Source organism: Streptomyces sp. NPDC008313 (assembly GCF_042956125.1).
Taxonomy (GTDB): domain Bacteria; phylum Actinomycetota; class Actinomycetes; order Streptomycetales; family Streptomycetaceae; genus Streptomyces.
This window is the reverse complement of the sequence record NZ_JBIBFR010000014.1, coordinates 194,135-217,151: the sequence shown is the minus strand read 5'-3', so window position 1 is coordinate 217,151 and position 23,017 is coordinate 194,135. Positions and strand designations below refer to the sequence as shown.

The window sequence follows — 23,017 nt, the reverse complement described above, 5'->3', positions numbered from 1 at the left end:
TGGACGGAGCTCGTTTGGAGAGACTTGCGACCAGGGGACGGATGGGACCGCGCAGTGCGGGGCTACGAACGCCAGGAGCGAGAGCCGGCGGCTGACGTCGACCACCTCTCTCGGTTCGAGGCCGAGATGGAACGGCTGAAGACCGAGCGGGAGAAGGCCGTCCAGCACGCCGAGGACCTCGGCTATCAGGTCGAGGTGCTGCGCGCCAAGCTGCACGAGGCGCGGCGCAGTCTGGCGACCCGGCCTGCCTACGACGGGGCCGACATCGGCTACCAGGCCGAGCAGTTGCTCCGTAATGCCCAGATCCAGGCCGACCAGTTGCGGGCGGACGCCGAGCGGGAGCTGAGCCAGGCCCGGGCGCAGACGCAGCGCATCCTCCAGGAGCACGCCGAGCAGGCCGCCCGGCTCCAGTCGGAGCTGCACGCCGAGGCGGTGTCCCGGCGCCAGCAGCTCGACCAGGAGCTGGCCGAGCGCCGGCAGACCGTCGAGTCGCACGTCAACGAGAACGTGGCCTGGGCCGAGCAGCTGCGCGCGCGCACCGAGCAGCAGGCCCGCCGGCTGCTCGAGGAGTCGCGCGCCGAGGCCGACCAGGCGCTGGCCGCCGCCCGCGCGGAGGCCGAGCGGGTCACCGCCGAGGCCCGGCAGCGGCTGACGAACGAGGCGGAGTCGGCGCGCGCCGAGGCCGAGGCGCTGCTGCGCCGGGCCCGTACGGACGCCGAGCGGCTGCTGAACGCGGCGTCGACGCAGGCCCAGGAGGCCACCGAGCACGCCGAGCAGCTGCGCAGCTCGACGGCGACGGAGTCGGACAGCGCCCGCCGCCAGGCGACGGAGCTGAGCCGGGCCGCCGAGCAGCGGATGTCCGAGGCCGAGACGGCGCTGCGCGAGGCGCGGGCCGAGGCGGAGAAGGTCCTCACCGAGGCGAAGGAGGCCGCCGCCAAGGCGATCTCCGGCGCCGAGTCGGTCAACGAGCAGCGCACCCGTACGGCGAAGGAGCAGGTCGCCCGGCTGGTCGGTGAGGCCACGAAGGAGGCCGAGACCACCAAGGCGGACGCCGAGCAGGTCGTCGCGGACGCCCGCGCCGAGGCCGAGAAGATCATCGCGGAGGCGAGCGAGAAGGCCCGCAGCCTCACGGCGGAGGAGACGGCGTCCCAGCTGTCCAAGGCGGCCCGTACGGCCGAGGACGTGCTGAACAAGGCGTCGGAGGACGCCAAGGCGACGACCAGGGCGGCGTCCGAGGAGGCCGAGCGGATCCGTTCCGAGGCCGAGGCCGAGGCGGACCGGCTGCGGTCGCAGGCGCACGACATCGCCGAGGAGCTCAAGGGCGCGGCGAAGGACGACACCAAGGAGTACCGCGCCAAGACGGTCGAGCTGCAGGAGGAGGCGCGCAGACTGCGCGGCGAGGCCGAGCAGCTGCGGTCGGAGGCGGTCGCCGAGGGCGAGCGGATCCGCGGCGAGGCCCGGCGTGAGGCCGTCCAGCAGATCGAGGAGGCGGCGAAGACCGCCGAGGAGCTGCTGGCCAAGGCGAAGGCGGACGCGGACGAGCTGCGGACGGCGGCGACGGCGGAGAGCGAGCGCGTCCGTACGGAGGCCATCGAGCGCGCCACCACGCTGCGCCGCCAGGCCGAGGAGACCCTGCAGCGCACCCGTGACGAGGCGGAGCGCCACCGGGCGGAGGCCGTCGAGCAGTCCGAGGGCATCAAGGCGGAGGCCGAGCGGGCCGCCGAGGAGCTGCGTGAGGAGGCCGAGCGGGCGATCGCGGCCCGGCGGACGGAGGCGGCCGACGAGCTGACCCGGCTGCACACGGAGGCCGAGGAGCGGCTGGCGTCGGCCGAGCAGGGGCTGACGGACGCCCGCGCGGAGGCCGAGCGGATCCGCCGTGAGGCCGCCGAGGAGACGGAGCGGCTGCGGTCGGAGGCCGCCGAGCGCATCCGGACGCTGACGGCGCAGGCCGAGACGGAGGCGGACCGGCTGCGCACGGAGGCCGCGGCGGACGCCTCGGCGTCGCGCGCCGAGGGCGAGAACATCGCCGTACGGCTGCGTTCGGAGGCGGCGGCGGAGGCCGAGCGGCTGAAGTCGGAGGCCCAGGACTCGGCGGACCGGGTACGGGCGGAGGCGCAGGCGGCCGCCGAGCGGCTGGCGACGGAGGGCGCGGAGGCGCTGGCGGCGGCCCAGGAGGAGGCCGCGCGGCGCCGCCGGGAGGCGGAGGAGCTGCTCGGTTCGGCGCGCGAGGAGGCCGGCCAGGAGCGCGAGCGGGCCCGCGAGCAGAGCGAGGAGCTGCTGGCGTCGGCGCGCAAGCGGGTCGAGGAGGCGCAGGCCGAGGCGGTCCGGCTGGTCGAGGAGGCCGACCGGCGCGCCACGGAGATGGTGTCCGCCGCCGAGCAGACCGCGCAGCAGGTCCGTGACGCGGTCGCGGGGCTGCACGAGCAGGCGCAGGAGGAGATCACCGGGCTGCGTTCGGCCGCCGAGCACGCGGCGGAGCGGACGCGGACCGAGGCGCAGGAGGAGGCCGACCGGGTCCGCGCGGACGCGTACGCGGAGCGGGAGCGGGCCGCGGAGGACGCGAACCGGCTGCGGCGTGAGGCGGCGGAGGAGTCGGAGGCCGCCAAGACGCTGGCGGAGCGGACGGTCTCGGAGGCGATCACCGAGTCGGACCGGCTGCGGGCGGACGCGGCGGAGCAGGCGCAGCGCGCCCGTACGGACGCGTCGGACACGATCGCGAACGCCGAGCAGGACGCCTCGCGGACGCGGGCGGACGCCCGGGAGGACGCGAACCGGATCCGTTCGGACGCGGCGACGCAGGCGGACACGCTGATCACGGAGGCGGCGTCCGAGGCGGAGCGGCTGACGACCGAGACGGCCGCGGAGGCCGAGCGGCTGCGGGCCGAGTCGGTCGCGAAGGCGGAGAAGCTGATCGCGGACGCCACCGGGGACGCCGAGCGGCTGCGGGCGGAGGCCGCCGACACGGTCGGTTCGGCGCAGCAGCACGCCGAGCGGACCCGCGGCGAGGCCGCGCGTGTCAAGGCGGAGGCGGCGGCCGAGGCCGAGCGGGTCGTCACGCGGGCGCGCGAGGAGGCGGAGCGGACGCTGGACGAGGCGCGGCGCGAAGCCAACAAGCGGCGGTCGGAGGCGGCCGAGCAGGTCGACACGCTCATCAACGAGTCGTCGGCGGAGGCCGAGAAGCTGACGGCCGAGGCGCGCGAGGCGGCGCAGAAGACGACCGCGGACGCGGAGACGCAGGCGGACACGATGGTCGGCGCGGCGCGCAACGAGGCCGAGCGGCTGGTGTCGGAGGCGACGGTCGAGGGCAACACGCTGGTGGAGCGGGCGCGTACGGACGCGGACGAGCTGCTGGTCGGCGCGCGGCGGGACGCCACCGCGATCCGGGAGCGCGCGGAGGAGCTGCGCGACCGGATCACGACCGAGATCGAGGAGCTGCACGAGCGGGCGCGCCGGGAGTCGGCGGAGACGATGAAGTCGGCCGGTGAGCGCTGCGACGCGCTGGTGAAGGCGGCCGAGGATCAGCTGGCCGAGGCGGAGGCCAAGGCGAAGGACGTGGTCTCCGAGGCGAACTCGGAGGCGAGCAAGGTGCGGATCGCCGCCGTGAAGAAGGCGGAGGGGCTGCTCAAGGAGGCCGAGCAGAAGAAGAGCTCGCTCGTCGCCGAGGCGGAGAAGATCAAGGCCGACGCGGAGCAGGAGGCGCGGCGTACGGTCGAGGAGGGCAAGCGCGAGCTCGAGGTGCTGGTCCGCCGGCGTGAGGACATCAACACGGAGATCTCCCGTGTCCAGGACGTCCTGGAGGCGTTGGAGTCCTTTGAGGCCCCGTCCGGTGGAAAGGACGGCGGCGTCAAGGCGGGTGCGGCGGCCGGGGCGACTCGTTCGGGTGGCAAGACGTCAGAAGGCTAGCCAAAGCGGTTGATTCCGTGCTCGGTGAGGACGGCGGAGACGGGCTCTGGCAAGCGTTCCGGCCGTCGGCCACCCAAAAGAGGTGTCATTCTCCAGATCAAACACGTATCCGCTCGATGACACACCGCTTTGGCGCCTAGGATTCCCTCTATCACCTCACCCGGTCTCATTCGACAGGAACCCCATGAGCGACACTTCCCCCTACGGCTTCGAGCTTGTGCGGCGTGGGTACGACCGCGCTCAGGTGGACGAACGCATCTCGAAGCTCGTCTCCGACCGTGACAGCGCTCTGGCCCGTATCACCGCTCTCGAGAAGCGCATCGAGGAGCTCCACCTCGAGACGCAGAACGCCCAGGCACAGGTCAGCGACGCGGAGCCGTCGTACGCGGGTCTCGGCGCGCGCGTCGAGAAGATCCTCCGCCTCGCCGAGGAGGAGGCGAAGGACCTGCGCGAGGAGGCCCGTCGCGCGGCCGAGCAGCACCGTGACCTCGCCGAGTCGGCGGCCCAGCAGGTGCGCAACGACGCGGAGTCGTTCGCCTCGGAGCGCAAGGCGAAGGCCGAGGACGAGGGCGTCCGGATCGTCGAGAAGGCCAAGAGCGACGCGTCCCAGCTGCGCTCCGAGGCGCAGAAGGACGCGCAGTCCAAGCGTGAGGAGGCGGACGCCCTCTTCGAGGAGACCCGCGCGAAGGCCGCGCAGGCCGCCGCCGACTTCGAGACGAACCTCGCCAAGCGCCGGGAGCAGTCCGAGCGCGACCTGGCGTCGCGTCAGGCGAAGGCCGAGAAGCGGCTGGCGGAGATCGAGCACCGGGCGGAGCAGCTCCGTCTGGAGGCCGAGAAGCTCCGTACGGACGCCGAGCGCCGCGCCCGCCAGACGGTGGAGACGGCTCAGCGCCAGGCCGAGGACATCGTGGCCGACGCGAACGCCAAGGCGGACCGCATCCGTTCGGAGTCCGAGCGGGAGCTCGCCGCGCTGACGAACCGCCGCGACTCGATCAACGCGCAGCTCACGAACGTCCGCGAGATGCTCGCGACGCTCACGGGCGCCGCGGTGGCCGCGGCCGGCACGCCGGCCGAGGACGAGCCGGTCTCGCGGGGCGTTCCGGCGCAGCAGTCCCGCTGAGGCGGGTCTCCGGCCGGCGGATGACGCCGGCCGGGGCCGGGCTCCTCGTGCGCGAGCCCCCTGTCACTCCGGTGGCAGGGGGCTTTGTCCCGTTCTAGCGTGACCGCATGATCGAGCTCGAGGGGCTGACGAAGCGGTACGGGGACACTGTGGCGGTCAACAACCTGACCTTCGCCGTCAGACCCGGCATCGTGACCGGCTTCCTGGGGCCGAACGGGGCGGGCAAGTCCACGACGATGCGGATGATGCTGGGCCTGGACCGGCCGACCTCGGGTGACGTCCGCATCGACGGGCAGCGCTACGACGCCCTCAAGGACCCGCTGCGGTTCATCGGCGCCCTGCTGGACGCGAAGGCCATGCACGGCGGGCGCAGCGCCTTCAACCATCTGCTGTGCCTCGCGCAGAGCAACGGCATCCCGCGGGCCCGGGTGCACGAGGTGCTGGACACGGTGGGACTGACGGCGGTCGCCCGCAAGAAGGCGAAGGGCTTCTCGCTCGGCATGGGGCAGCGGCTCGGGATCGCGGGCGCGCTGCTCGGCGACCCGCGGATCCTGATGTTCGACGAGCCGGTGAACGGTCTCGACCCCGAGGGCATCCACTGGATCCGCAATCTGATGAAGTCGCTGGCCGCCCAGGGCCGGACGGTCTTCGTGTCGAGCCATCTGATGAGCGAGATGGCGCTGACCGCCGATCATCTCGTCGTCATCGGCCAGGGGCGGCTGCTCGCCGACACCTCCATGGCCGACTTCATCGACAAGAACTCCCGCTCGTTCGTGCGGATGCGCTCCCCGCAGCGGGAGCGGCTCCTCGACGTGCTGCGCGGCGCGGGGGTCACCGCCGTGGAGACGGGCGGCGGGGTGCTGGAGGTGGACGGCGGCTCCCCGGAGCGCCTCGGCGAGCTCGCCGCACGGCACGGGATCGTGCTGCACGAGCTGAGTCCGCAGCAGGCCTCCCTGGAGGAGGCGTTCATGCGGCTGACCGCGGGGTCGGTGGAGTACCACGCGCACTCCGACGCCCCGTACGACGTCCCGGGGGCGGGGGCTCCGGGCGCGGCGGTCCCGGGCGCGGGGACCGCGGGCGCGGGGACCACGGGGCCGGGAGCCCCGCCGGACCCGGCGGGAGGGGGCGCCCCGCCGCCCCGGCGGCAGTGGGGCAGCGACTGGAAGAAGGGCTGAACATGGCGGCGACCCAGGTCATCACGTCCGAATGGACCAAGATCCGGTCGGTGGCGTCCACGGTGTGGACGCTCTCGCTCGCGGCCGTGGTCACGGTCGCGCTCGGCATCCTGATCTCGGTGCTGTCGAAGAACGAGTTCGACAACATGAGCGCCCGCGACCGGGCGTCCTTCGACCCGACGTTCATCAGCTTCGCCGGGATGAGCCTGGGCCAGCTGGCGATGATCGTGTTCGGGGTGCTGGTCGTCTCGAACGAGTACAGCACCGGGATGATCCGCACCTCGCTCGCCGCCGTACCGCAGCGCGGCACGTTCCTGTTCAGCAAGATCGCGGTGGCGACCCTGCTCGCCTTCCTGGTCGGCATCGTGACGAGCTTCGTCACCTTCTTCCTCGGGCAGGCCATGCTCGGCAGCCACAAGGCGTCGATCGGCGACCCCGGCGTGCTGCGCGCGGTCATCGGCGGCGGGCTCTACATGACCCTCATCGCCGTCTTCTCGATGGGGGTCGCCGCGATGCTGCGCAGTCCGATGCTGTCGCTGGGCATCCTGATGCCGTTCTTCTTCCTGATCTCCAACATCCTCGGTAACGTCTCGGCCACGAAAAAGGTCGGCCAGTACCTGCCCGACCAGGCGGGGAGCAGGATCATGCAGGTGGTGACGCCGTTCGACGACGACACCCCGTACGGCCCCTGGGGCGGGCTCGGCATCATGGCCCTGTGGGTGATCGCGGCACTGATCGGTGGTTATGCGGTACTTCGGAAGCGGGACGCGTGAGGGCCCGGGGCACCCCCGCGACCTGCGTCCTTTTACTTTCTCTTGAGTGGAACCGTCAGCGCCCCGTTATCCTCCTAACCCTTACGGGGGCGTGCGCCCCGACGTCCTGAACCTTTCGATGGGTGCGGAGCATGATCGAGGCAGTCGGCCTGACGAAGCGCTACGGCGACAAGACGGCCGTGTACAACCTTTCCTTCCAGGTGCGGCCCGGAGCCGTCACCGGATTCCTCGGGCCCAACGGCTCGGGCAAGTCGACGACCATGCGGATGATCCTCGGTCTGGACAACCCGACGTCGGGCCAGGTCACGATCGGCGGCCACCCCTACCGCAGGCTGCCCAACGCGCCCCGCCAGGTCGGCGCGCTCCTCGACGCCAAGGCCGTCCACGGCGGCCGGCACGCCCGCAACCACCTGCTCTGCCTCGCACAGCTCTCCGGCATCCCGGCCCGCCGGGTGGACGAGGTCCTCGGCGTCGTCGGCCTGCAGGACGTGGCGAGGAAGCGGTCCAAGGGCTTCTCGCTCGGCATGGGGCAGCGGCTCGGCATCGCCGCGGCGCTCCTCGGCGACCCGCAGGTACTGCTCTTCGACGAGCCGGTCAACGGCCTCGACCCCGAGGGCATCCTCTGGGTGCGCAACCTCATGAAGTCGCTGGCGGCGGAGGGCCGTACGGTCTTCGTGTCGAGCCACCTGATGAGCGAGATGGCGCTGACCGCCGACCACCTCATCGTGATCGGCCGCGGGCAGCTGCTCGCCGACATGAACATCAAGGACTTCATCTCGCACAACTCGGCGGACTTCGCCCGGGTGCGGACGCCCGACTCGGAGCCGCAGCACCGCGAGAAGCTGACGGCCACGCTGACCGAGGCGGGCGGCCAGGTGCTGCCCGAGCAGGACGGCGCGCTGCGGGTGACCGGTCTGCCGCTGCCCCGCATCAGCGACCTGGCGCACTCGGCCGACGTCCGGCTGTGGGAGCTGTCGCCGCATCAGGCCTCGCTGGAGGAGGCGTACATGCGGATGACGCAGGGCGTCGTCGACTACCGCTCGACGATCGACCAGAAGGAGGGGCTCATGCAGCTCCCCGCGCCGGGCGTCCAGCAGCCGGTGCCGGTGCCCGGTCAGGGGCAGGCCGGCTGGTACGCCCCGCCGCCGCCCCAGCAGGGCGGTCAGCCGTTCGCCATGCCGCAGGGACAGCCCCCCGCGGGCCCGTACGGGGCCCCGCCGGCGTCCGGCGCACCGGGCGCCGGTCAGCCCAACCCGTACGCCCAGAACGCGCCCCAGGCGCCCGCGCACACGCCCGCGCAACCGGCCGCCCCCGCGGCGCCGGCGCAGCCGCCCTCGCCGGTCGCGTCCACGCCCGCCGCTCCCGCCCCCGACCTGACCAAGCGCGACAACGAGGACCCCCGATGAGCACGCCGCAGCCCCAGATGCCGCAGCAGGCCGCTCCTGCCCCCAACTGGCAGGCGGCGCCCGGCGCTTCGTACACCTCGCCGATCCCGATCACGCGCACCCACCTCGGTCACGCGCTCACCTCCGAGTGGACGAAGATCAAGTCGGTGCGCTCCACGATGTGGACGCTGGGCACGTTCCTGCTCCTCGTCGTCGGCATCGGCTTCCTGGTCGCCACCCAGACCGACGACATCGACTACGTCGACGTCCCGTACACGATCCCGGCGTTCTTCGGCCTGATCCTCGGCCAGATCTGCCTGATCACCCTGGGCGTCCTGGTGGTCTCGTCCGAGTACGGCACCGGCATGATCCGTACGACGTTCACGGCGTCGCCGCAGCGGTACCGGGTGCTCGCCGCGAAGCTGCTGATCTTCTTCGCGGTCGCCTTCGTCGTCTCCGCCTTCGCCATCGGCCTGGTCGGCCTGATGGCGTCCGGGATGCACAGCGGCGCCTCGGAGGTCTCGTGGGGCGGCACGGTCCTCAAGGGCTCGCTGTACGTGTCGCTGCTCGGCGTGCTGGCGCTCGCGGTCGGCTCGATGCTGCGGCACTCGGCTGGCGCGATCACCACGATGCTGGGCGTCGTGCTGGTCCCCGCGATCCTGCCCGCGTTCCTGATGATGTCCGAGAGCATGCGCACCCTCGGCGAGAAGATGATGGACTACAACGCCCCCAACGCCCTCGCCAAGATCTTCGAGCTGGACAGCGAGGGCGCGGGCGGCGGCTCCCAGCTGGGCCTGCTCGCCGGGGTGACCGGCGTGGCCATCGCCGGGGCCTTCGCGCTGCTGGAGCGCCGCGACGTCTGAGCCCGATCCGAGGCCGCCAGGTCCTGTCCGGACCTAGAACCTCGGCGCGTTACGGGACCGCTGCACCCGCGAGGTGCGGCGGTCCTTCGCGTTCCAGCACGCCTTGTGCCAGTGGCGCCGCTCGTCGACGCCGGAGTGCTCCGGCCACGCCACCACGTGCGGCACACCGGAGGGGATCATCTGGTCGCAGCCCGGGCAGCGGTACGCCTTGCCCTGCGCGCTCGCGCCCGCCACGTGGCGCACGCTCCACTCCTCGCCCCGCCAGCTCTCCGTGGACTGCCAGCCGCCGTAACGGCCGGGCGGGTCCTCGTCCGCGCTGCGGGCCGGACCGGCGTCCTTGGGACGGTTGCGACGCGGGGACACGGGACACCTCACCGAGCTGTCAGGGAGCAATGGTGGCGTCCAGCCTACGCGGCGCGCACAGGGGTACGCGTACGTCACCAACCCCCACAGACCGCCCCCCGTCCGGCGCATTCTGCAGACAATCGGCAAATTCCCCCGTTCACCCGTGACTTCGGCACGTGTCGGGGGGTTATGCCGGACGGGGGGAGCTCCGCGTCGGTACCAAGGAGGCAGGAGCGCGATGCGCGTAGGAAGTTTTTTACTGGCGGCCCAGTTCCCCGGACAGGGCCAGGGGGAGGCGCTGCACCGTGCGGTGCGGTCGGCCGAGGTGGCGGAGGAGGCGGGGCTCGACTCCGTATGGCTGGCCGAGCACCACTTCGTACCGTACGGAACGTGCCCCTCGGCCGTCACGCTGGCCGCGCTGCTCCTCGGCCGCACCCGGCGGATCCGGGTCGGCACGGCGGTGAGCGTACTGCCCACGGCACACCCGGTCGCCCTCGGCGAACAGGCCGCGCTGCTGCACGTCACGTCCGGCGGGCGGTTCTCGCTGGGCGTGGGGCGCGGCGGGCCGTGGGTCGACCTGGAGGTCTTCGGCGCGGGCCTGGAGGCGTACGAGACGGGTTTCCCGGAATCACTCGATCTGCTGGTCCGCTGGCTGCGGGAGCCGTCCGTCGCGGGCACCGGGGACCGGTTCCGCTTCCGTGAAGTCCCCGTCGTGCCACGGCCGTCGGAGGCGCTGACGGCGCCGGGCGGGTCCTGGGGGTCTCCGCTGTCCGGTCCCGGCCCGGAGGCGCACGGCGCGGACGGGGACGCGGCGGGGCCGGAGGTCGTCGTCGCCTGCACCTCGCCGGCGAGCGTGCGGCTCGCGGCCGAGCGGGGGCTGCCGATGCTGCTGGGCATGCACGTGGGTGACGAGGAGAAGGCCGAAATGGTCGCGCTGTGGCGGCGGTGCGCCCGCGCGGCGGGGCGGCCGTCCGGAGAGATCCTCGGCGCGGCACACGTCTCGGCGGGGGTCTGCCAGATCGCGGACCGCCACACCGACGCGGCCGAGACCCTGCTCAAGGCGATGCCCGGCTGGCTGAAGCAGGGGCTGGACGCGCATGTGACGGTCGACGGCCGGGCCCGGGGGATGCGGGACCCGCTCGCGTACACCGAACTGCTCTGCGGGCTGCACCCGGTGGGGACGCCCCGGCTGTGCGCGGACCGGCTCGCGGCGACGTCGGAGCGGACCGGGATCTCGCGGTTCGCGCTGCTGGTCGAGGGCTCGGGCGATCTCGCGGCCACCGAGGAGAACGTACGACGGCTCGGTGCGGAGGTGCTCCCCCGGCTCCGCTGAGCGGCGGGCGCGGCAGGCGGCCGGGCCGGGGTGCCCGGCGCCGCCGAACGCGCGCGCCCGGCGGAGAGCTTGCCGCCCCGGTACCGATGCACCTCCCGCGTACGGAGCGGCAAGTCAAGTGGCGTCACCGCCTCAGCAGTCCCTGAACTCCGGCGACTGGTTGAGGAGCTGGTTACGCACCGAGGTGAAGCGTGCCAGCGTGTCGTCCACCGAGGCGTCCAGCGGGAACACCGCCACCCGGTGGCAGTTCTGGAACGCCAGGCGTACGCCGAAGTGCCGCTGCAGCGCGCCGCGTATCGCGTCACTCGCGAGCGCACGCAGCAGCTGGCCACGTGCCTGCTCGTCCGGCGGGGGCGTCTGGTTGTCGGCGAACGGGCCGCCGTCGACCTTCAGCTGGGCCACCAGGGAGCTGATCATCTCCCATGCGTAGGGCAGGGAGGTCCGGACGCAGTCGACGAAGTCAGCTTCGTCGACCTCGCCTCGCTCGGCCTGTTCGAGTAGGGCCGGTGAGACGTCGAGCGACATGGGTTCTCCTCTCGCACCCCCGGTGGAGCGGGGGTTGACGGACAGCAAGGGAGCCCGCGCATGTGAACACGCAGCGTGCACGTATCGCGACCTCCCGTTTATAAGGTAAGCACCGCGAGGGGGCCGCACCAGGAGAATGCACACACAGCGGGCCCTGGTTGTGCTCACAATCGGCCAACCCTCGAACAGGTGTCTTTGGGGAGCAAAGGGGCGCCCCGTTGGACTCGGCGGTCCTCTGTGACACCCGGGGTACGGGGTGACGAAAGCGGTGAACGGGATATTCCGCGCGGACTCCACGCCGGTCGGGGCGGGTGCGCGAACGGGCGAATCGCGTGCGGCGCTTTCGGTCGAGTAGCGTTGCCGACCATGCGTCTCGTCATCGCCCGCTGTTCCGTGGACTACGCGGGCCGGCTCACCGCCCATCTCCCGTCGGCCCCCCGCCTCATCCTCGTGAAGGCGGACGGCAGCGTCTCCATCCACGCGGACGACCGGGCCTACAAGCCCCTCAACTGGATGTCGCCGCCCTGCACGCTGAAGGAGGGTTCGGGCGACGAGAAGGACGTCTGGACCGTCGTCAACAAAGCGGGCGAGAAGCTCATCATCACGATGGAGGAGATCCTCCACGACACCTCGCACGAACTCGGCGTCGATCCCGGTCTGATCAAAGACGGCGTGGAAGCGCACCTACAGGAACTGCTCGCGGACCGCATCGAGACCCTCGGCGAGGGCTACTCGCTGATCCGCCGCGAGTACATGACGGCCATCGGCCCCGTCGACATCCTCTGCCGTGACGGAGAGGGGCGGACCGTCGCCGTCGAGATCAAGCGGCGGGGCGAGATCGACGGTGTGGAACAGCTCACCCGCTATCTGGAACTCCTCAACCGCGACCCGCACCTCGCCCCGGTACGCGGCGTCTTCGCCGCCCAGGAGATCAAGCCGCAGGCCAGGGTGCTGGCCACGGACCGCGGGATCGGCTGCGCGGTCCTCGACTACGACGCGCTGCGCGGCATCGAGGACGACAAGCTGCGGCTCTTCTGACGCGGCGTACGCGCCCGCGAGCGCGCGTCCACACGAGGGGCCCGGGTCCGCGGTACGGACCCGGGCCCCTCGTGTGCTCAGATCACCGGCGGCGCGTCCGGAGTACCCGGGGCGCTCATGGAGCTGGTGGTGCTCGCCCTGCCCGACGCGGGGCCGCTGGCGGAGTCGGAGGTGGTCGGGTCCGTCGTGGCGGACGTGCTGCCGGACGGTGTCGGACCGCTGGTCGACGGCTTCGGCGACGAGGAGGTCGGCTTCGGGGACGTCGGGGGCTTGTGCGACGTCGACGGCTTCGGTGTCGAGTGAGACGGCTTCTTCGAGTCGCTCGGTTTCGTCGAGCCGCTCGGGTCGTCCGACGCCTTCCCGCTCTCGGTGGGTGTCGGGGCTCCCGAGGTACCGGTGGCCGTCGGCCTGCCCGACGTCTTCGCGTCGTCGTCCTCGCGCGCCGGGTCCGCGTCGAGGCTGTCGTCGTCCGCGTCCTGGCTGGTGGACGGGTTGACGCCGACCTGCTCGGACGGGTTCTCGTTGTGGTCGGAGGTCGCGCCGAGCGTCACCACGGTGCCGAGCACGGCGGCGAGGAGCGCGCCCGCGCCGGCCGCCACCAGGTTGCGCCGGGTGCCGTTCACCAGGCGCTTCATCCCGGACGCGGCCCCGCCGCGTCCCGCGGGCGCGGGAGCCGGGGCGGCCTGGTGGGTGACGAGCGTCGCGGCCTCGGCGGGCGCCGGGGGCAGCGCGAACGCGGCCGGGACGCCGCCGGGTGGCGACGCCGGCTCCTCGTACCGCGCGTCGGCCGCCTCCTCGCCGGTCCGGCCGCCGGGCACGGCGGCACCGGTGCGGTCGGCGACCAGGGCGAGGGCACGCCGGCCGGCGACGGTGCCCCGCTTGTCGGCGAGGGCGCCGCGCAGCCCGATGGAGGCCTCCAGCTCGGCGCGGGCCCGGTCGGGCCGGTCGCCGCAGAGCGCGAGGACGCCCAACTCGTGGTGGAAATAGGCCTGTTCGGACACCTCGCCGGAGAGCCGGGAGGCCTCCGCACCGAAGCGCAGCGCGCGTTCCCAGGCGCTCCAGTGCAGGCCCGCCGCGAAGGCGGGCGCGGCCGTGCGGGCCAGCTGGACGGCGATGCTCTCGTCGTCGTCGAGAGGGGCGGTGGTGAGGGGCACCAGGACGGAGAGGGCGGCGAGCAGGGCGTCGGCCTCGGCGCAGGCCCGCTCGGGGGTGACGGAGGGGTGCCCGGCCCACCAGGCGTAGTGCCGGGCGGCGGCGAGCGCCTGGTCCTCGGCGTCGGAGGCGTATCCGGCGGCCTCCAGCTGGGCCTGGACCCCGGCCGCGAGGCGGTAGCGGGGGCCGACCGGCGAGAGCAGGGCGCAGCCCGCGAGTTCGGCGAGCGCGGCGTCGGCGTGGGTGTCGCCGACGAGGGCGGGCAGGTGGGCCTGGTGCGGCACCTCGCCGCCGAGGGCGACGGCGAAGCGCAGGGTGGCCCGGGCGGACTCGCTGAGCCGGGAGGCCAGCAGGGAGGCGGGGGCGGCGCCCTCGGCGAGCGACGGCAGCGGTACGGCGTCGTCCGCCTCCGCCTCGACGGGCGCGTCGGCGGGCTCGTCGTCCCCGTAGCCGAAGTCGTCGAAGACGTCCGGGCCCGCGTTCAGCCGGTCGCGCTGGAGCAGCAGGGCGCCGGCCTGGACGAAGCGCAGGGGCAGGCCCTCGGACTCGAACCAGAGGTCGCCCGCCCAGTTCGACTCCTCCTCGGTGAGAGCGCGTCCGACGGACCGCTCCAGGAGTTCGAGGCCGCCGGCGCGGTCGAGGCCGCCGAGGTGGACCTCCTCGACGAGGGACTCGGCGGACGGCGGGGGGACGTCGGGGGTGGCGGCGACGAGGAAGGCGCACTCAGGGGTGGCGTCGAGGAGTTCGTCGAGCGCGGAGCCGCCGAACTCGAGGTCGTCGAGGACGACGACGGCGCCGATCTCACCGACGAGGGCGCGCAGCTCCTCGGGGCCGGGCCGGTGCCGGGGGGCGTCGTAGACGGAGTGGAGGAGGTCGAGGAAGAGGTCGCCGGCGCTGCGGCGGTGGCCGGAGAGGCGGACGACGCCGTCGGGCGCGAGGTCGGCGCAGTCGTCGGCGACGGCGTCGAGGAGGCTGGTGCGGCCGGAGCCGGCGGCGCCGGTGAGGCGCACCGAACGGCCGCGCGCGAGGAGGCGTACGAGCCGCTCGCGCTCGTCCTGGCGCTCCAAAAGCGGCAGCCGGGGCTGGGGCGGGCCCGGGGGGACGGGCGGCTGGGCGGCGCGCGTGCGCTCGGCGCGTTCGGCGGCGTCGAGCTTGACGGGGCGCGGGGGCCGCTCGCCGGGCGGGCAGGCCTCGATCTCGCTGCCGTCGACAGGGTTCACGGTCAGCAGGTAGTCGCCGGACACCAGTCGGACGGTGCGGGCGGGGACCGGCGCGTGCGGGGTGAAGTCGGTGGTGAGCGCGTCCCGCGGCGGGCGCGGGCGAGGCGCCCGGCCGTCGTCATGGCCGTACTCCTCGGGTCCCCGGTTGTTCGGGTCCATGTTCCAAGCCCCCCAAAAGCGTCGTGTGCCGAGCCCCTCCCGGCCTTGCCGCACACCGCGCTGTCGCTTCTGGTCCGGTGCCCGCTTCGAGGGTGACAGGCAGCGGGCAGCCGAACCCTAAACCTTCGCACAGTATTCAGGAACAGCCGGGGTACCGCGCGGTCCGAGACGTCACGGGTTCGTGAGGATTGCGTGCGGCGCGCCATTCACCCCGGTGAAGGGCGGCTTCGCAGCCGTCTTCACACCCTGGGCAGGGAGTCGACTCCGATACCGCCCTCGATCGCCAGGATCCGGTGCAGCCGGGTGGCCACCAGCAGGCGCTGCATCTGCGGCGGGACGCCGCGCAGCACAAGCCGACGGCCGCACCGCCCCGCCCGCCGGTGGGCTCCCATGATGACGCCGAGTCCGGTGGCGTCCCAGGAGTCCAGGTCGGACAGGTCCAGCACCAGGTCGCCGACTCCGTCGTCGACGGCCGAGTGCAGGACCGTACGGGCGTCCGCCGCGCTGCGCACGTCGAGGCGGCCCCCGACGACCAGCCCGGCGTGGTCGCCCCTGATGTACATATGCGCTCCCCGAGAGTGCGTCTTTACTCCGCGTCTTGCTCCGCGTCTGTCTTTGTGCAACCTCTGACTGCTTCTGGGGCAGAGAGGTTGCCGTCCGTGAGCGAACCGATACCGAATTCACCCTGTCGGGTGAAGGCCGTGAGGCCCGTGCGGACGTCAGTGCTTGTAGAAGCCCTGCCCGCTCTTGCGGCCGATGTCACCGGCGTCAACCATCCGGCGCATCAGCTCGGGCGGCGCGAACTTCTCGTCCTGGGTCTCGGTGTAGATGTTGCCGGTGGCGTGCAGCAGGATGTCGACGCCCGTCAGGTCGGCCGTGGCGAGGGGGCCCATGGCGTGTCCGAAGCCCAGCTTGCAGGCGAGGTCGATGTCCTCGGCGCTGGCCACGCCGGACTCGTACAGCTTGGTCGCCTCGACGACGAGCGCCGAGATGAGCCGGGTCGTGACGAAGCCGGCGACGTCGCGGTTGACGACGATGCAGGTCTTGCCGACGGACTCGGCGAACTCCCGCGCGGTGGCGAGCGCTTCGTCGCTCGTCTTGTAGCCGCGCACCAGCTCGCACAGCTGCATCATCGGGACCGGCGAGAAGAAGTGGACACCGACGACCCGCTCCGGGCGTGCGGTGGCCGCCGCGATCTTGGTGATCGGGATGGCCGAGGTGTTCGAGGCGAGTACGGTGTCGTCGCGGACGATCTTGTCGAGGGCCCGGAAGATCTCGTGCTTGACCTCGAGCTTCTCGAAGACGGCCTCGACGACGATGTCGGCGTCCGCGGCGGCGTCCAGATCGGTGGTCGCGGTGATGCGGGCGAGCGCGGCCTCGGCGTCCTCGGCGGCGAGCTTGCCCTTGCCGACGAACTTGTCGTACGACGCCTTGATGCCGTCGGTGCCACGGGTGAGCGCCTCGTCGGTGACATCGCGCAGCACGACGTCCCAGCCCGCCTGCGCGGACACCTGGGCGATGCCGGACCCCATGAGTCCCGCTCCGATGACGGCAAGCTTCCGTGCCACTCCGACTCCCCTCACACACTGTTCAGTACGTCTCTCCGGCGGACGATAGCGCTCGTGAGGGCTCGTGTGACCGCTAAGTAACGCGCGTCACGTCTCATCTGGCGGACATCACACCGGCACGGCTCATTCCACGGCCCGTACGGCGTAGTTGGGGGCCTTCCGGCGGTCCCGGGCCGTGACGGCGGGCACACGCGGCCCCCGGAGGACCCCCGCCTGAATAGGGTGGCCGCATGGTCAATCTGACGCGTATCTACACCCGTACCGGCGACCAGGGCACCACCGCCCTCGGTGACATGAGCCGGGTCCCCAAGACCGATCCCCGGATCTCGGCGTACGCCGACAGCAACGAGGCGAACGCGGTGATCGGCACGGCGATCGCGCTCGGCGGGCTCGACGAGGAGGTCGTCGCGGTCCTCACCCGCGTCCAGAACGATCTGTTCGACGTGGGCGCGGACCTGTCGACGCCGGTCGCCGAGAACCCGGAGTACCCGCCGCTGCGGGTCGAGCAGTTCTACGTGGACAAGCTGGAGGCGGACTGCGACCGCTTCAACGAGCGGCTGGAGAAGCTCCGCTCCTTCATCCTTCCCGGCGGCACCCCGGGCGCGGCCCTGCTGCACCAGGCGTGCACGGTGGTCCGGCGCGCCGAGCGCTCGACGTGGGCGGCGCTCGAGGTGCACGGTCCCGTCATGAACCCGCTCACCGCGACCTATCTGAACCGCCTCTCCGACCTCCTCTTCATCCTGGCGCGGACGGCCAACAAGGACGTGGGCGACGTGCTGTGGGTGCCGGGCGGCGAGCGCTGACCCAGGGCCGCCCGGCCCGGCGGAGGCGGCGGGGAAGACGCACGTCAGCCGTCCGCCGGGGCGGACCGGTCCGCGCGGCGGGACACAAGGGGCGGCGGTGGCGGAGGAGTTGGGGATCCGGCCGACGCGGTAGCGGGTTCGGGAAGAGTGCGTGCGCAACTGGTCCAGACCTATTGACCTCTGGTCCAGACCTTTCTATTCTCGCGGCACTGCGCTTGGTCATGCTCCCGACACACGAGGAGGCGCTCGATGCGCTTCAGGCCCAGATCCGCAGCCGGCTCCGGACGCAGAGTCGTCGCCGGTCTCACCACGATGCTCCTCCCGCTCGCCGCTCTCGTCGGCCTCTCGGCACCCGCCCACGCCGAGGCCTCCACGGCCACCGCCACCTACGCCAAGACCCAGGACTGGGGCAGTGGCTTCGAAGGCAAGTGGACCGTCAAGAACACCGGCACCACGAGCATCAGCTCCTGGACCATCCAGTGGGACTTCCCCTCCGGTACGTCGGTCACCTCCGCGTGGGACGCGGACGTCACCCACTCCGGCGACCACTGGACGGCCAAGAACAAGTCCTGGAGCGGCACGCTCGCCCCCGGCGCCTCCGTCTCCTTCGGGTTCAACGGCACCGGCTCCGGCTCCCCCTCCAACTGCACGGTCAACGGCGGCTCCTGCGACGGCGGACCCAGCGTCCCCGGCGACGAGGCACCCTCCGCCCCGGGCACCCCGACCGCCTCCTCCGTCACCGACACCTCGGTGAAGCTCTCCTGGAACGCGGCCACCGACGACAAGGGCGTCAAGAACTACGACGTCCTGCGTGACGGCAGCAAGGTCGCCACCGTGACGTCCACGTCGTACACCGACAACGGGCTGAGCGCCGGCTCCGACTACTCGTACACCGTGCAGGCCCGTGACACCGCCGACCAGACCGGCCCGGCGAGCGGCGCCGTCAAGGTGCACACCACCGGCGGCGGCACCGACCCGGGCACCGGCACCGGTGACACCGTCAAGCTCGGCTACTTCACCGAGTGGGGCATCTACGGCCGGAACTACAACGTCAAGAACCTGGTGACGTCCGGCTCCGCCGCCAAGATCACGCACATCAACTACGCCTTCGGCAACGTCACCGGCGGCAAGTGCGCGATCGGCGACTCCTACGCCGACTACGACAAGGCGTTCACCGCCGACCAGTCGGTGAGCGGTGTCGCGGACACCTGGGACCAGCCGCTGCGCGGCAACTTCAACCAGCTGCGCCAGCTGAAGGCCAAGTACCCGAACCTCAAGGTCCTGTGGTCCTTCGGCGGCTGGACCTGGTCCGGCGGCTTCGGTGACGCCGCCAAGAACCCGGCCGCGTTCGCGCAGTCCTGCTACGACCTGGTCGAGGACCCGCGCTGGGCCGACGTCTTCGACGGCATCGACATCGACTGGGAGTACCCGAACGCCTGCGGCCTGTCCTGCGACACCAGCGGGGCGGCGGCCTACAAGAACCTGATGCAGGCCCTGCGCGCCAAGTTCGGCAGCAAGAACCTCGTCACCGCGGCCACCACCGCGGACGGCACCGACGGCGGCAAGATCGACGCCGCCGACTACGCCGGCGCCGCCCAGTACGTCGACTGGTACAACGTCATGACGTACGACTTCTTCGGCGCCTGGGACGCCAAGGGCCCGACCGCCCCGCACTCGCCGCTCACCTCCTACAGCGGCATCCCGAAGCAGGGCTTCACCACCGCCGACGCGATGGCGAAGTTCAAGGCCAAGGGCGTGCCCGCGAGCAAGCTGCTGATCGGCATCGGCTTCTACGGGCGCGGCTGGACCGGCGTCACCCAGGACGCTCCCGGCGGCACCGCCACCGGGCCCGCGGCGGGCACGTACGAGCAGGGCATCGAGGACTACAAGGTCCTCAAGAACTCCTGCCCGGCCACCGGGACGATCGCCGGCACCGCCTACGCCCACTGCGGCAGCAACTGGTGGAGCTACGACACCCCGGCCACCATCGGCACCAAGATGACCTGGGCGAAGAACCAGGGTCTGGGCGGGGCGTTCTTCTGGGAGTTCAGCGGTGACACCAGCAACGGCGAGCTCGTGAGCGCCATCAGCAACGGTCTGAAGTAACCGGCCGCCACCGCACCGACGCACGACATCGGCCCTCCCCCGTGATCACGGGGGAGGGCCGACGCGTTGTTCTGTTCCGGGGGGGCGTCGCCTCAGGCCACGTTCACTCTCTGCCCGGGAGGCGCCGCCTCCAGCCAGGCGAGGAAGCCGGTCAGCGCGTCCTCGCTCATCGCCAGCTCCAGCCGCGTACCCCGGTGGACGCAGACCAGGATGATCGCGTCGGACAGCAGCGCCAGCTCCTCCTCGCCCTCGGGGAGGCGACGGCCGGACACCTCGATCGCGGAGCGCTCCAGGACGCGGCGCGGGCGGTAGGCGTAGGAGAAGACGCGGAACCACTCGACGCGGTCACCGCTGTAGCGGGCGACCCCGTACCCCCAGCCCTTGCCGCCCGGGTCGCCCTTCTCGGAGACATCCCAGCGGAGGCTGCAGTCGAAGGTGCCCCCGGAGCGCTGGATCAGCCGGCGGCGGAGCCCGAAGACGAAGAGACCCACGACCGCCAGCGCGACGACCACACCGCACACAGTCAGAGCGAGGATCATCGACACCGACCTCCTCGTCTCTTAGGTAAAGCAGGTAATGGAACGGAAAAAAGCACCCGCATCGCCTCAGCCGCGACCCGGTCCGGATTGCTCCGGTCCTGGCCGCGGCTGAGTCACGTCATTACGTGCGTGCTGGGGTCAGCGCGCCGCCACCGCACGCAGCCGGACGTCCGCACGACGCTCGGCGGACGCGTCCGCGTCCGACTTCGCGCGCTCGAGCGCCCGCTCCGCGCGCTGGACGTCGATCTCGTCCGACAGCTCGGCGATCTCGGCCAGCAGCGACAGCTTGTCGTCCGCGAACGAGATGAAACCGCCGTGCACCGCGGCGACGACCGTTCCGCCTTCACTCGTACGGATGGTCACCGGGCCCGACTCCAGCACACCGAGCAGCGGCTGGTGACCGGGCATGACGCCGATGTCGCCGGACGTGGTACGCGCCACGACCAGGGTGGCCTCGCCGGACCAGACCTGGCGGTCGGCGGCGACCAGCTCGACGTGCAGCTCAGCAGCCAAGACAGGCTCCTCGGGTCACCACCCGGCGGGCTCGCCGGGTGTTGGGTCAATTCTAATGGGCGTGGACGAGGGGGCGGGACGCGCCCGCCCCCTCGGGAGAGCACGGGGCTCAGGAGACGCCGAGCTCCTTGGCCTTGGCCTTCAGGTCCTCGACGCCACCGCACATGAAGAACGCCTGCTCGGGGAAGTGGTCGTACTCGCCGTCGCAGATCGCGTTGAACGCGGCGATCGACTCGTCGAGCGGCACGTCCGAGCCGTCCAGGCCGGTGAACTGCTTCGCCGCGTGGGTGTTCTGCGACAGGAAGCGCTCGACGCGACGGGCACGGTGGACAACGAGCTTGTCCTCCTCGCCCAGCTCGTCGATACCGAGGATCGCGATGATGTCCTGGAGGTCCTTGTACTTCTGCAGGATGCCCTTGACGCGCATGGCGGCGTCGTAATGGTCCTGCGCGATGTAACGCGGGTCCAGGATGCGGGACGTGGAGTCCAGCGGGTCCACCGCGGGGTAGATGCCCTTCTCGGAGATCGGACGGGAGAGAACCGTCGTCGCGTCGAGGTGGGCGAAGGTGGTCGCCGGCGCCGGGTCGGTCAGGTCGTCCGCGGGGACGTAGATCGCCTGCATCGAGGTGATCGAGTGACCGCGCGTCGAGGTGATGCGCTCCTGGAGGAGGCCCATCTCGTCGGCGAGGTTCGGCTGGTAACCCACGGCCGAGGGCATACGGCCCAGCAGGGTCGAGACCTCGGAACCGGCCTGGGTGAAGCGGAAGATGTTGTCGATGAAGAACAGCACGTCCTGCTTCTGCACATCGCGGAAGTACTCCGCCATGGTCAGACCGGCCAGGGCGACGCGCAGACGGGTGCCCGGGGGCTCGTCCATCTGGCCGAAGACCAGCGCGGTCTTGTCCAGAACGCCGGACTCGCTCATCTCGTCGATGAGGTCGTTGCCCTCACGGGTGCGCTCGCCGACACCGGCGAAGACGGAAACGCCCTCGTGCAGCTTGGCCACACGCATGATCATTTCCTGGATCAGCACGGTCTTGCCCACACCGGCACCACCGAACAGACCGATCTTTCCACCCTTGACGTACGGCGTCAGAAGGTCGACGACCTTCAGGCCGGTCTCGAACATCTCGGTCTTGGACTCGAGCTGGTCGAAGGCCGGGGCCTTGCGGTGGATGGTCCAGCGCTCACCGACGTTGGCGTTCTCCTCGGGGAGGTTCAGGACCTCGCCCAGGGTGTTGAACACCTTGCCCTTGGTGAAGTCGCCGACCGGCACCGAGATACCCGTGCCGGTGTCCGTCACCGTGGCCTGGCGGACCAGGCCGTCGGTGGGCTGCATCGAGATCGTGCGGACCAGGCCGTCACCCAGGTGCTGGGCGACTTCCAGGGTCAGCGTCTTCTTCTCGCCGGCGTTGGCCGGGTCGGCCACCTCGACGTGAAGGGCGTTGTAGATCTCCGGCATCGCGTCGACGGGGAACTCCACGTCGACGACCGGGCCGATGACCCGGGCGACGCGGCCCGTGGCGGCGGCCGTCTCAACAGAGGTCGTCATTACTTGTCACTCCCCGCGGTCGCGTCGGCCAGGGCAGCAGTGCCACCGACGATCTCGCTGATTTCCTGGGTGATTTCGGCCTGGCGGGCCGCGTTGGCAAGCCGGGAGAGGCTGTTGATCAAATCCCCGGCGTTGTCGGTCGCCGACTTCATCGCGCGCCGCGTGGCGGCGTGCTTGGAGGCAGCCGACTGGAGCATCGCGTTGTAGATCCGGCTTTCGACGTAGCGCGGCAGCAGGGCGTCGAGGACGTCCTCCGCCGACGGCTCGAAGTCGTACAGCGGAAGGATCTCGCCCTTGGCGGGCGACTCCTCCGCCCCCGCGGCGGCAGCCGCTGATGTCACGGTTTCGAGGCTGAGCGGAAGCAGTCGGGCGTCGACCGCCTCCTGCGTCATCATCGAGACGAACTCGGTGTAGACGATGTGGAGTTCGTCCACGCCGCCCTCCGCCGTCTCCTTCTCGATCGCCTCGATCAGCGGACCCGCTACGTTCTTCGCGTCCGCGTAGGTGGGCTCGTCGGTGAAGCCGGTCCACTGCTCCGAGATCTTGCGCTCACGGAAGTTGTAGTGGGCGACACCGCGGCGGCCGACGATGTACGTGTCGACCTCCTTGCCCTCCGCCACGAGGCGGGCGGTCAGCTGCTCCGCCGCCTTGATCGCGTTGGAGTTGAAGGCGCCGGCCAGTCCACGGTCGCTCGTGAGGAGCAGCACCGCGGAACGGGTCGCCGTCTCCGCCTCCGTGGTCAGCGGGTGCTTGGTGTTCGAACCGGTTCCGACCGCCGTGACCGCCCGGGTGAGCTCGGTCGCGTACGGCATGGAGGCCGCCACCTTGCGCTGCGCCTTGACGACACGCGAGGCGGCGATCATCTCCATCGCCTTGGTGATCTTCTTGGTCGCGGTGACGGATCGGATGCGACGCTTGTAGACCCGGAGCTGGGCTCCCATGAGT

Annotated in this window: 19 protein-coding genes; 10 read left to right on the top strand and 9 right to left on the bottom strand. The window is 71.7% G+C overall.

Annotated elements, in window-relative coordinates; all coding sequences use genetic code 11:
* Window positions 1-54: 54 nt before the first annotated feature.
* From scy to ACFY93_RS20740, 6 genes are all read left to right on the top strand, one after another.
* Window positions 55-3,903: a polarized growth protein Scy gene (scy, locus tag ACFY93_RS20765; protein ID WP_391360978.1), complete on the top strand. Its 3,849-nt coding sequence runs from the start codon at window positions 55-57 to the stop codon at window positions 3,901-3,903.
* Between the two features lie 184 nt (window positions 3,904-4,087).
* The gene (locus tag ACFY93_RS20760; RefSeq protein ID WP_391360976.1) at window positions 4,088-5,023 is read left to right on the top strand and encodes a cellulose-binding protein; all 936 of its coding nucleotides are present in this window, start codon (window positions 4,088-4,090) and stop codon (window positions 5,021-5,023) included.
* A 107-nt stretch (window positions 5,024-5,130) separates the two neighbouring features.
* Entirely contained in the window at window positions 5,131-6,198 is a 1,068-nt protein-coding gene (locus tag ACFY93_RS20755) for an ATP-binding cassette domain-containing protein (RefSeq protein ID WP_391360973.1), read from the top strand.
* A gap of 2 nt (window positions 6,199-6,200) precedes the next feature.
* The gene (locus ACFY93_RS20750) at window positions 6,201-6,971 is read left to right on the top strand and encodes an ABC transporter permease (protein WP_391360970.1); all 771 of its coding nucleotides are present in this window, start codon (window positions 6,201-6,203) and stop codon (window positions 6,969-6,971) included.
* 131 nt (window positions 6,972-7,102) lie between these two features.
* On the top strand, window positions 7,103-8,377 hold the full coding sequence (locus tag ACFY93_RS20745) for an ATP-binding cassette domain-containing protein (protein ID WP_391360967.1): 1,275 nt from the start codon (window positions 7,103-7,105) through the stop codon (window positions 8,375-8,377).
* A complete protein-coding gene (locus ACFY93_RS20740) occupies window positions 8,374-9,219 on the top strand; it encodes an ABC transporter permease (protein ID WP_391360964.1) in 846 nt (281 codons plus the stop codon). Before ACFY93_RS20745 ends, ACFY93_RS20740 begins: the two co-directional genes overlap by 4 nt.
* A 33-nt stretch (window positions 9,220-9,252) precedes the next feature.
* Here ACFY93_RS20740 and ACFY93_RS20735 read toward each other — a convergent pair whose 3' ends face one another.
* Window positions 9,253-9,582 carry an ATP/GTP-binding protein gene (locus tag ACFY93_RS20735; protein WP_391360962.1) on the bottom strand — a complete coding sequence of 110 codons (330 nt, stop codon included), beginning with the start codon at window positions 9,580-9,582 and terminating at the stop codon, window positions 9,253-9,255.
* Between the two features lie 220 nt (window positions 9,583-9,802).
* Here ACFY93_RS20735 and ACFY93_RS20730 point away from each other — a divergent pair, with 220 nt between their 5' ends.
* On the top strand, window positions 9,803-10,897 hold the full coding sequence (locus ACFY93_RS20730; protein WP_391360960.1) for an LLM class flavin-dependent oxidoreductase: 1,095 nt from the start codon (window positions 9,803-9,805) through the stop codon (window positions 10,895-10,897).
* Window positions 10,898-11,029: 132 nt separating this feature from the next.
* Here the strand turns inward: ACFY93_RS20730 and ACFY93_RS20725 are convergent, their stop codons facing one another.
* A complete protein-coding gene (locus ACFY93_RS20725) occupies window positions 11,030-11,422 on the bottom strand; it encodes an SCO5389 family protein (RefSeq protein WP_391360958.1) in 393 nt (130 codons plus the stop codon).
* Window positions 11,423-11,788: 366 nt separating this feature from the next.
* Here ACFY93_RS20725 and nucS point away from each other — a divergent pair, with 366 nt between their 5' ends.
* Window positions 11,789-12,460 (top strand): endonuclease NucS, encoded by a 672-nt coding sequence (gene nucS / locus ACFY93_RS20720; protein WP_391360955.1) that lies wholly within the window; start codon window positions 11,789-11,791, stop codon window positions 12,458-12,460.
* Between the two features lie 77 nt (window positions 12,461-12,537).
* On the opposite strand, the gene ACFY93_RS20715 is transcribed toward nucS, so the two are convergent.
* From ACFY93_RS20715 to ACFY93_RS20705, 3 genes are all read right to left on the bottom strand, one after another.
* Window positions 12,538-14,991 (bottom strand): ATP-binding protein, encoded by a 2,454-nt coding sequence (locus ACFY93_RS20715; protein ID WP_391360953.1) that lies wholly within the window; start codon window positions 14,989-14,991, stop codon window positions 12,538-12,540.
* 239 nt (window positions 14,992-15,230) lie between these two features.
* Window positions 15,231-15,554 (bottom strand): anti-sigma factor antagonist, encoded by a 324-nt coding sequence (locus ACFY93_RS20710; RefSeq protein ID WP_391360950.1) that lies wholly within the window; start codon window positions 15,552-15,554, stop codon window positions 15,231-15,233.
* A 156-nt stretch (window positions 15,555-15,710) separates the two neighbouring features.
* Window positions 15,711-16,559, bottom strand: a complete 849-nt coding sequence (locus tag ACFY93_RS20705; protein ID WP_391360948.1) for a 3-hydroxybutyryl-CoA dehydrogenase — start codon at window positions 16,557-16,559, stop codon at window positions 15,711-15,713.
* Between the two features lie 230 nt (window positions 16,560-16,789).
* Between ACFY93_RS20705 and ACFY93_RS20700 the strand changes: the two genes are divergently transcribed.
* A complete protein-coding gene (locus ACFY93_RS20700) occupies window positions 16,790-17,362 on the top strand; it encodes a cob(I)yrinic acid a,c-diamide adenosyltransferase (protein ID WP_391360946.1) in 573 nt (190 codons plus the stop codon).
* Between the two features lie 249 nt (window positions 17,363-17,611).
* Window positions 17,612-19,468: a glycosyl hydrolase family 18 protein gene (locus tag ACFY93_RS20695; protein WP_391360945.1), complete on the top strand. Its 1,857-nt coding sequence runs from the start codon at window positions 17,612-17,614 to the stop codon at window positions 19,466-19,468.
* Between the two features lie 92 nt (window positions 19,469-19,560).
* Here the strand turns inward: ACFY93_RS20695 and ACFY93_RS20690 are convergent, their stop codons facing one another.
* The 4 genes from ACFY93_RS20690 to ACFY93_RS20675 form a co-directional block, all read right to left on the bottom strand.
* Window positions 19,561-20,007: a DUF2550 family protein gene (locus tag ACFY93_RS20690; protein WP_391360943.1), complete on the bottom strand. Its 447-nt coding sequence runs from the start codon at window positions 20,005-20,007 to the stop codon at window positions 19,561-19,563.
* Window positions 20,008-20,145: 138 nt separating this feature from the next.
* A complete protein-coding gene (locus ACFY93_RS20685; protein WP_391360940.1) occupies window positions 20,146-20,520 on the bottom strand; it encodes a F0F1 ATP synthase subunit epsilon in 375 nt (124 codons plus the stop codon).
* Window positions 20,521-20,629: 109 nt separating this feature from the next.
* Window positions 20,630-22,072 carry a F0F1 ATP synthase subunit beta gene (gene atpD / locus ACFY93_RS20680; RefSeq protein ID WP_391360937.1) on the bottom strand — a complete coding sequence of 481 codons (1,443 nt, stop codon included), beginning with the start codon at window positions 22,070-22,072 and terminating at the stop codon, window positions 20,630-20,632.
* Window positions 22,072-23,013 (bottom strand): F0F1 ATP synthase subunit gamma, encoded by a 942-nt coding sequence (locus ACFY93_RS20675; RefSeq protein ID WP_391360934.1) that lies wholly within the window; start codon window positions 23,011-23,013, stop codon window positions 22,072-22,074. Before ACFY93_RS20675 ends, atpD begins: the two co-directional genes overlap by 1 nt.
* Window positions 23,014-23,017: the final 4 nt, after the last annotated feature.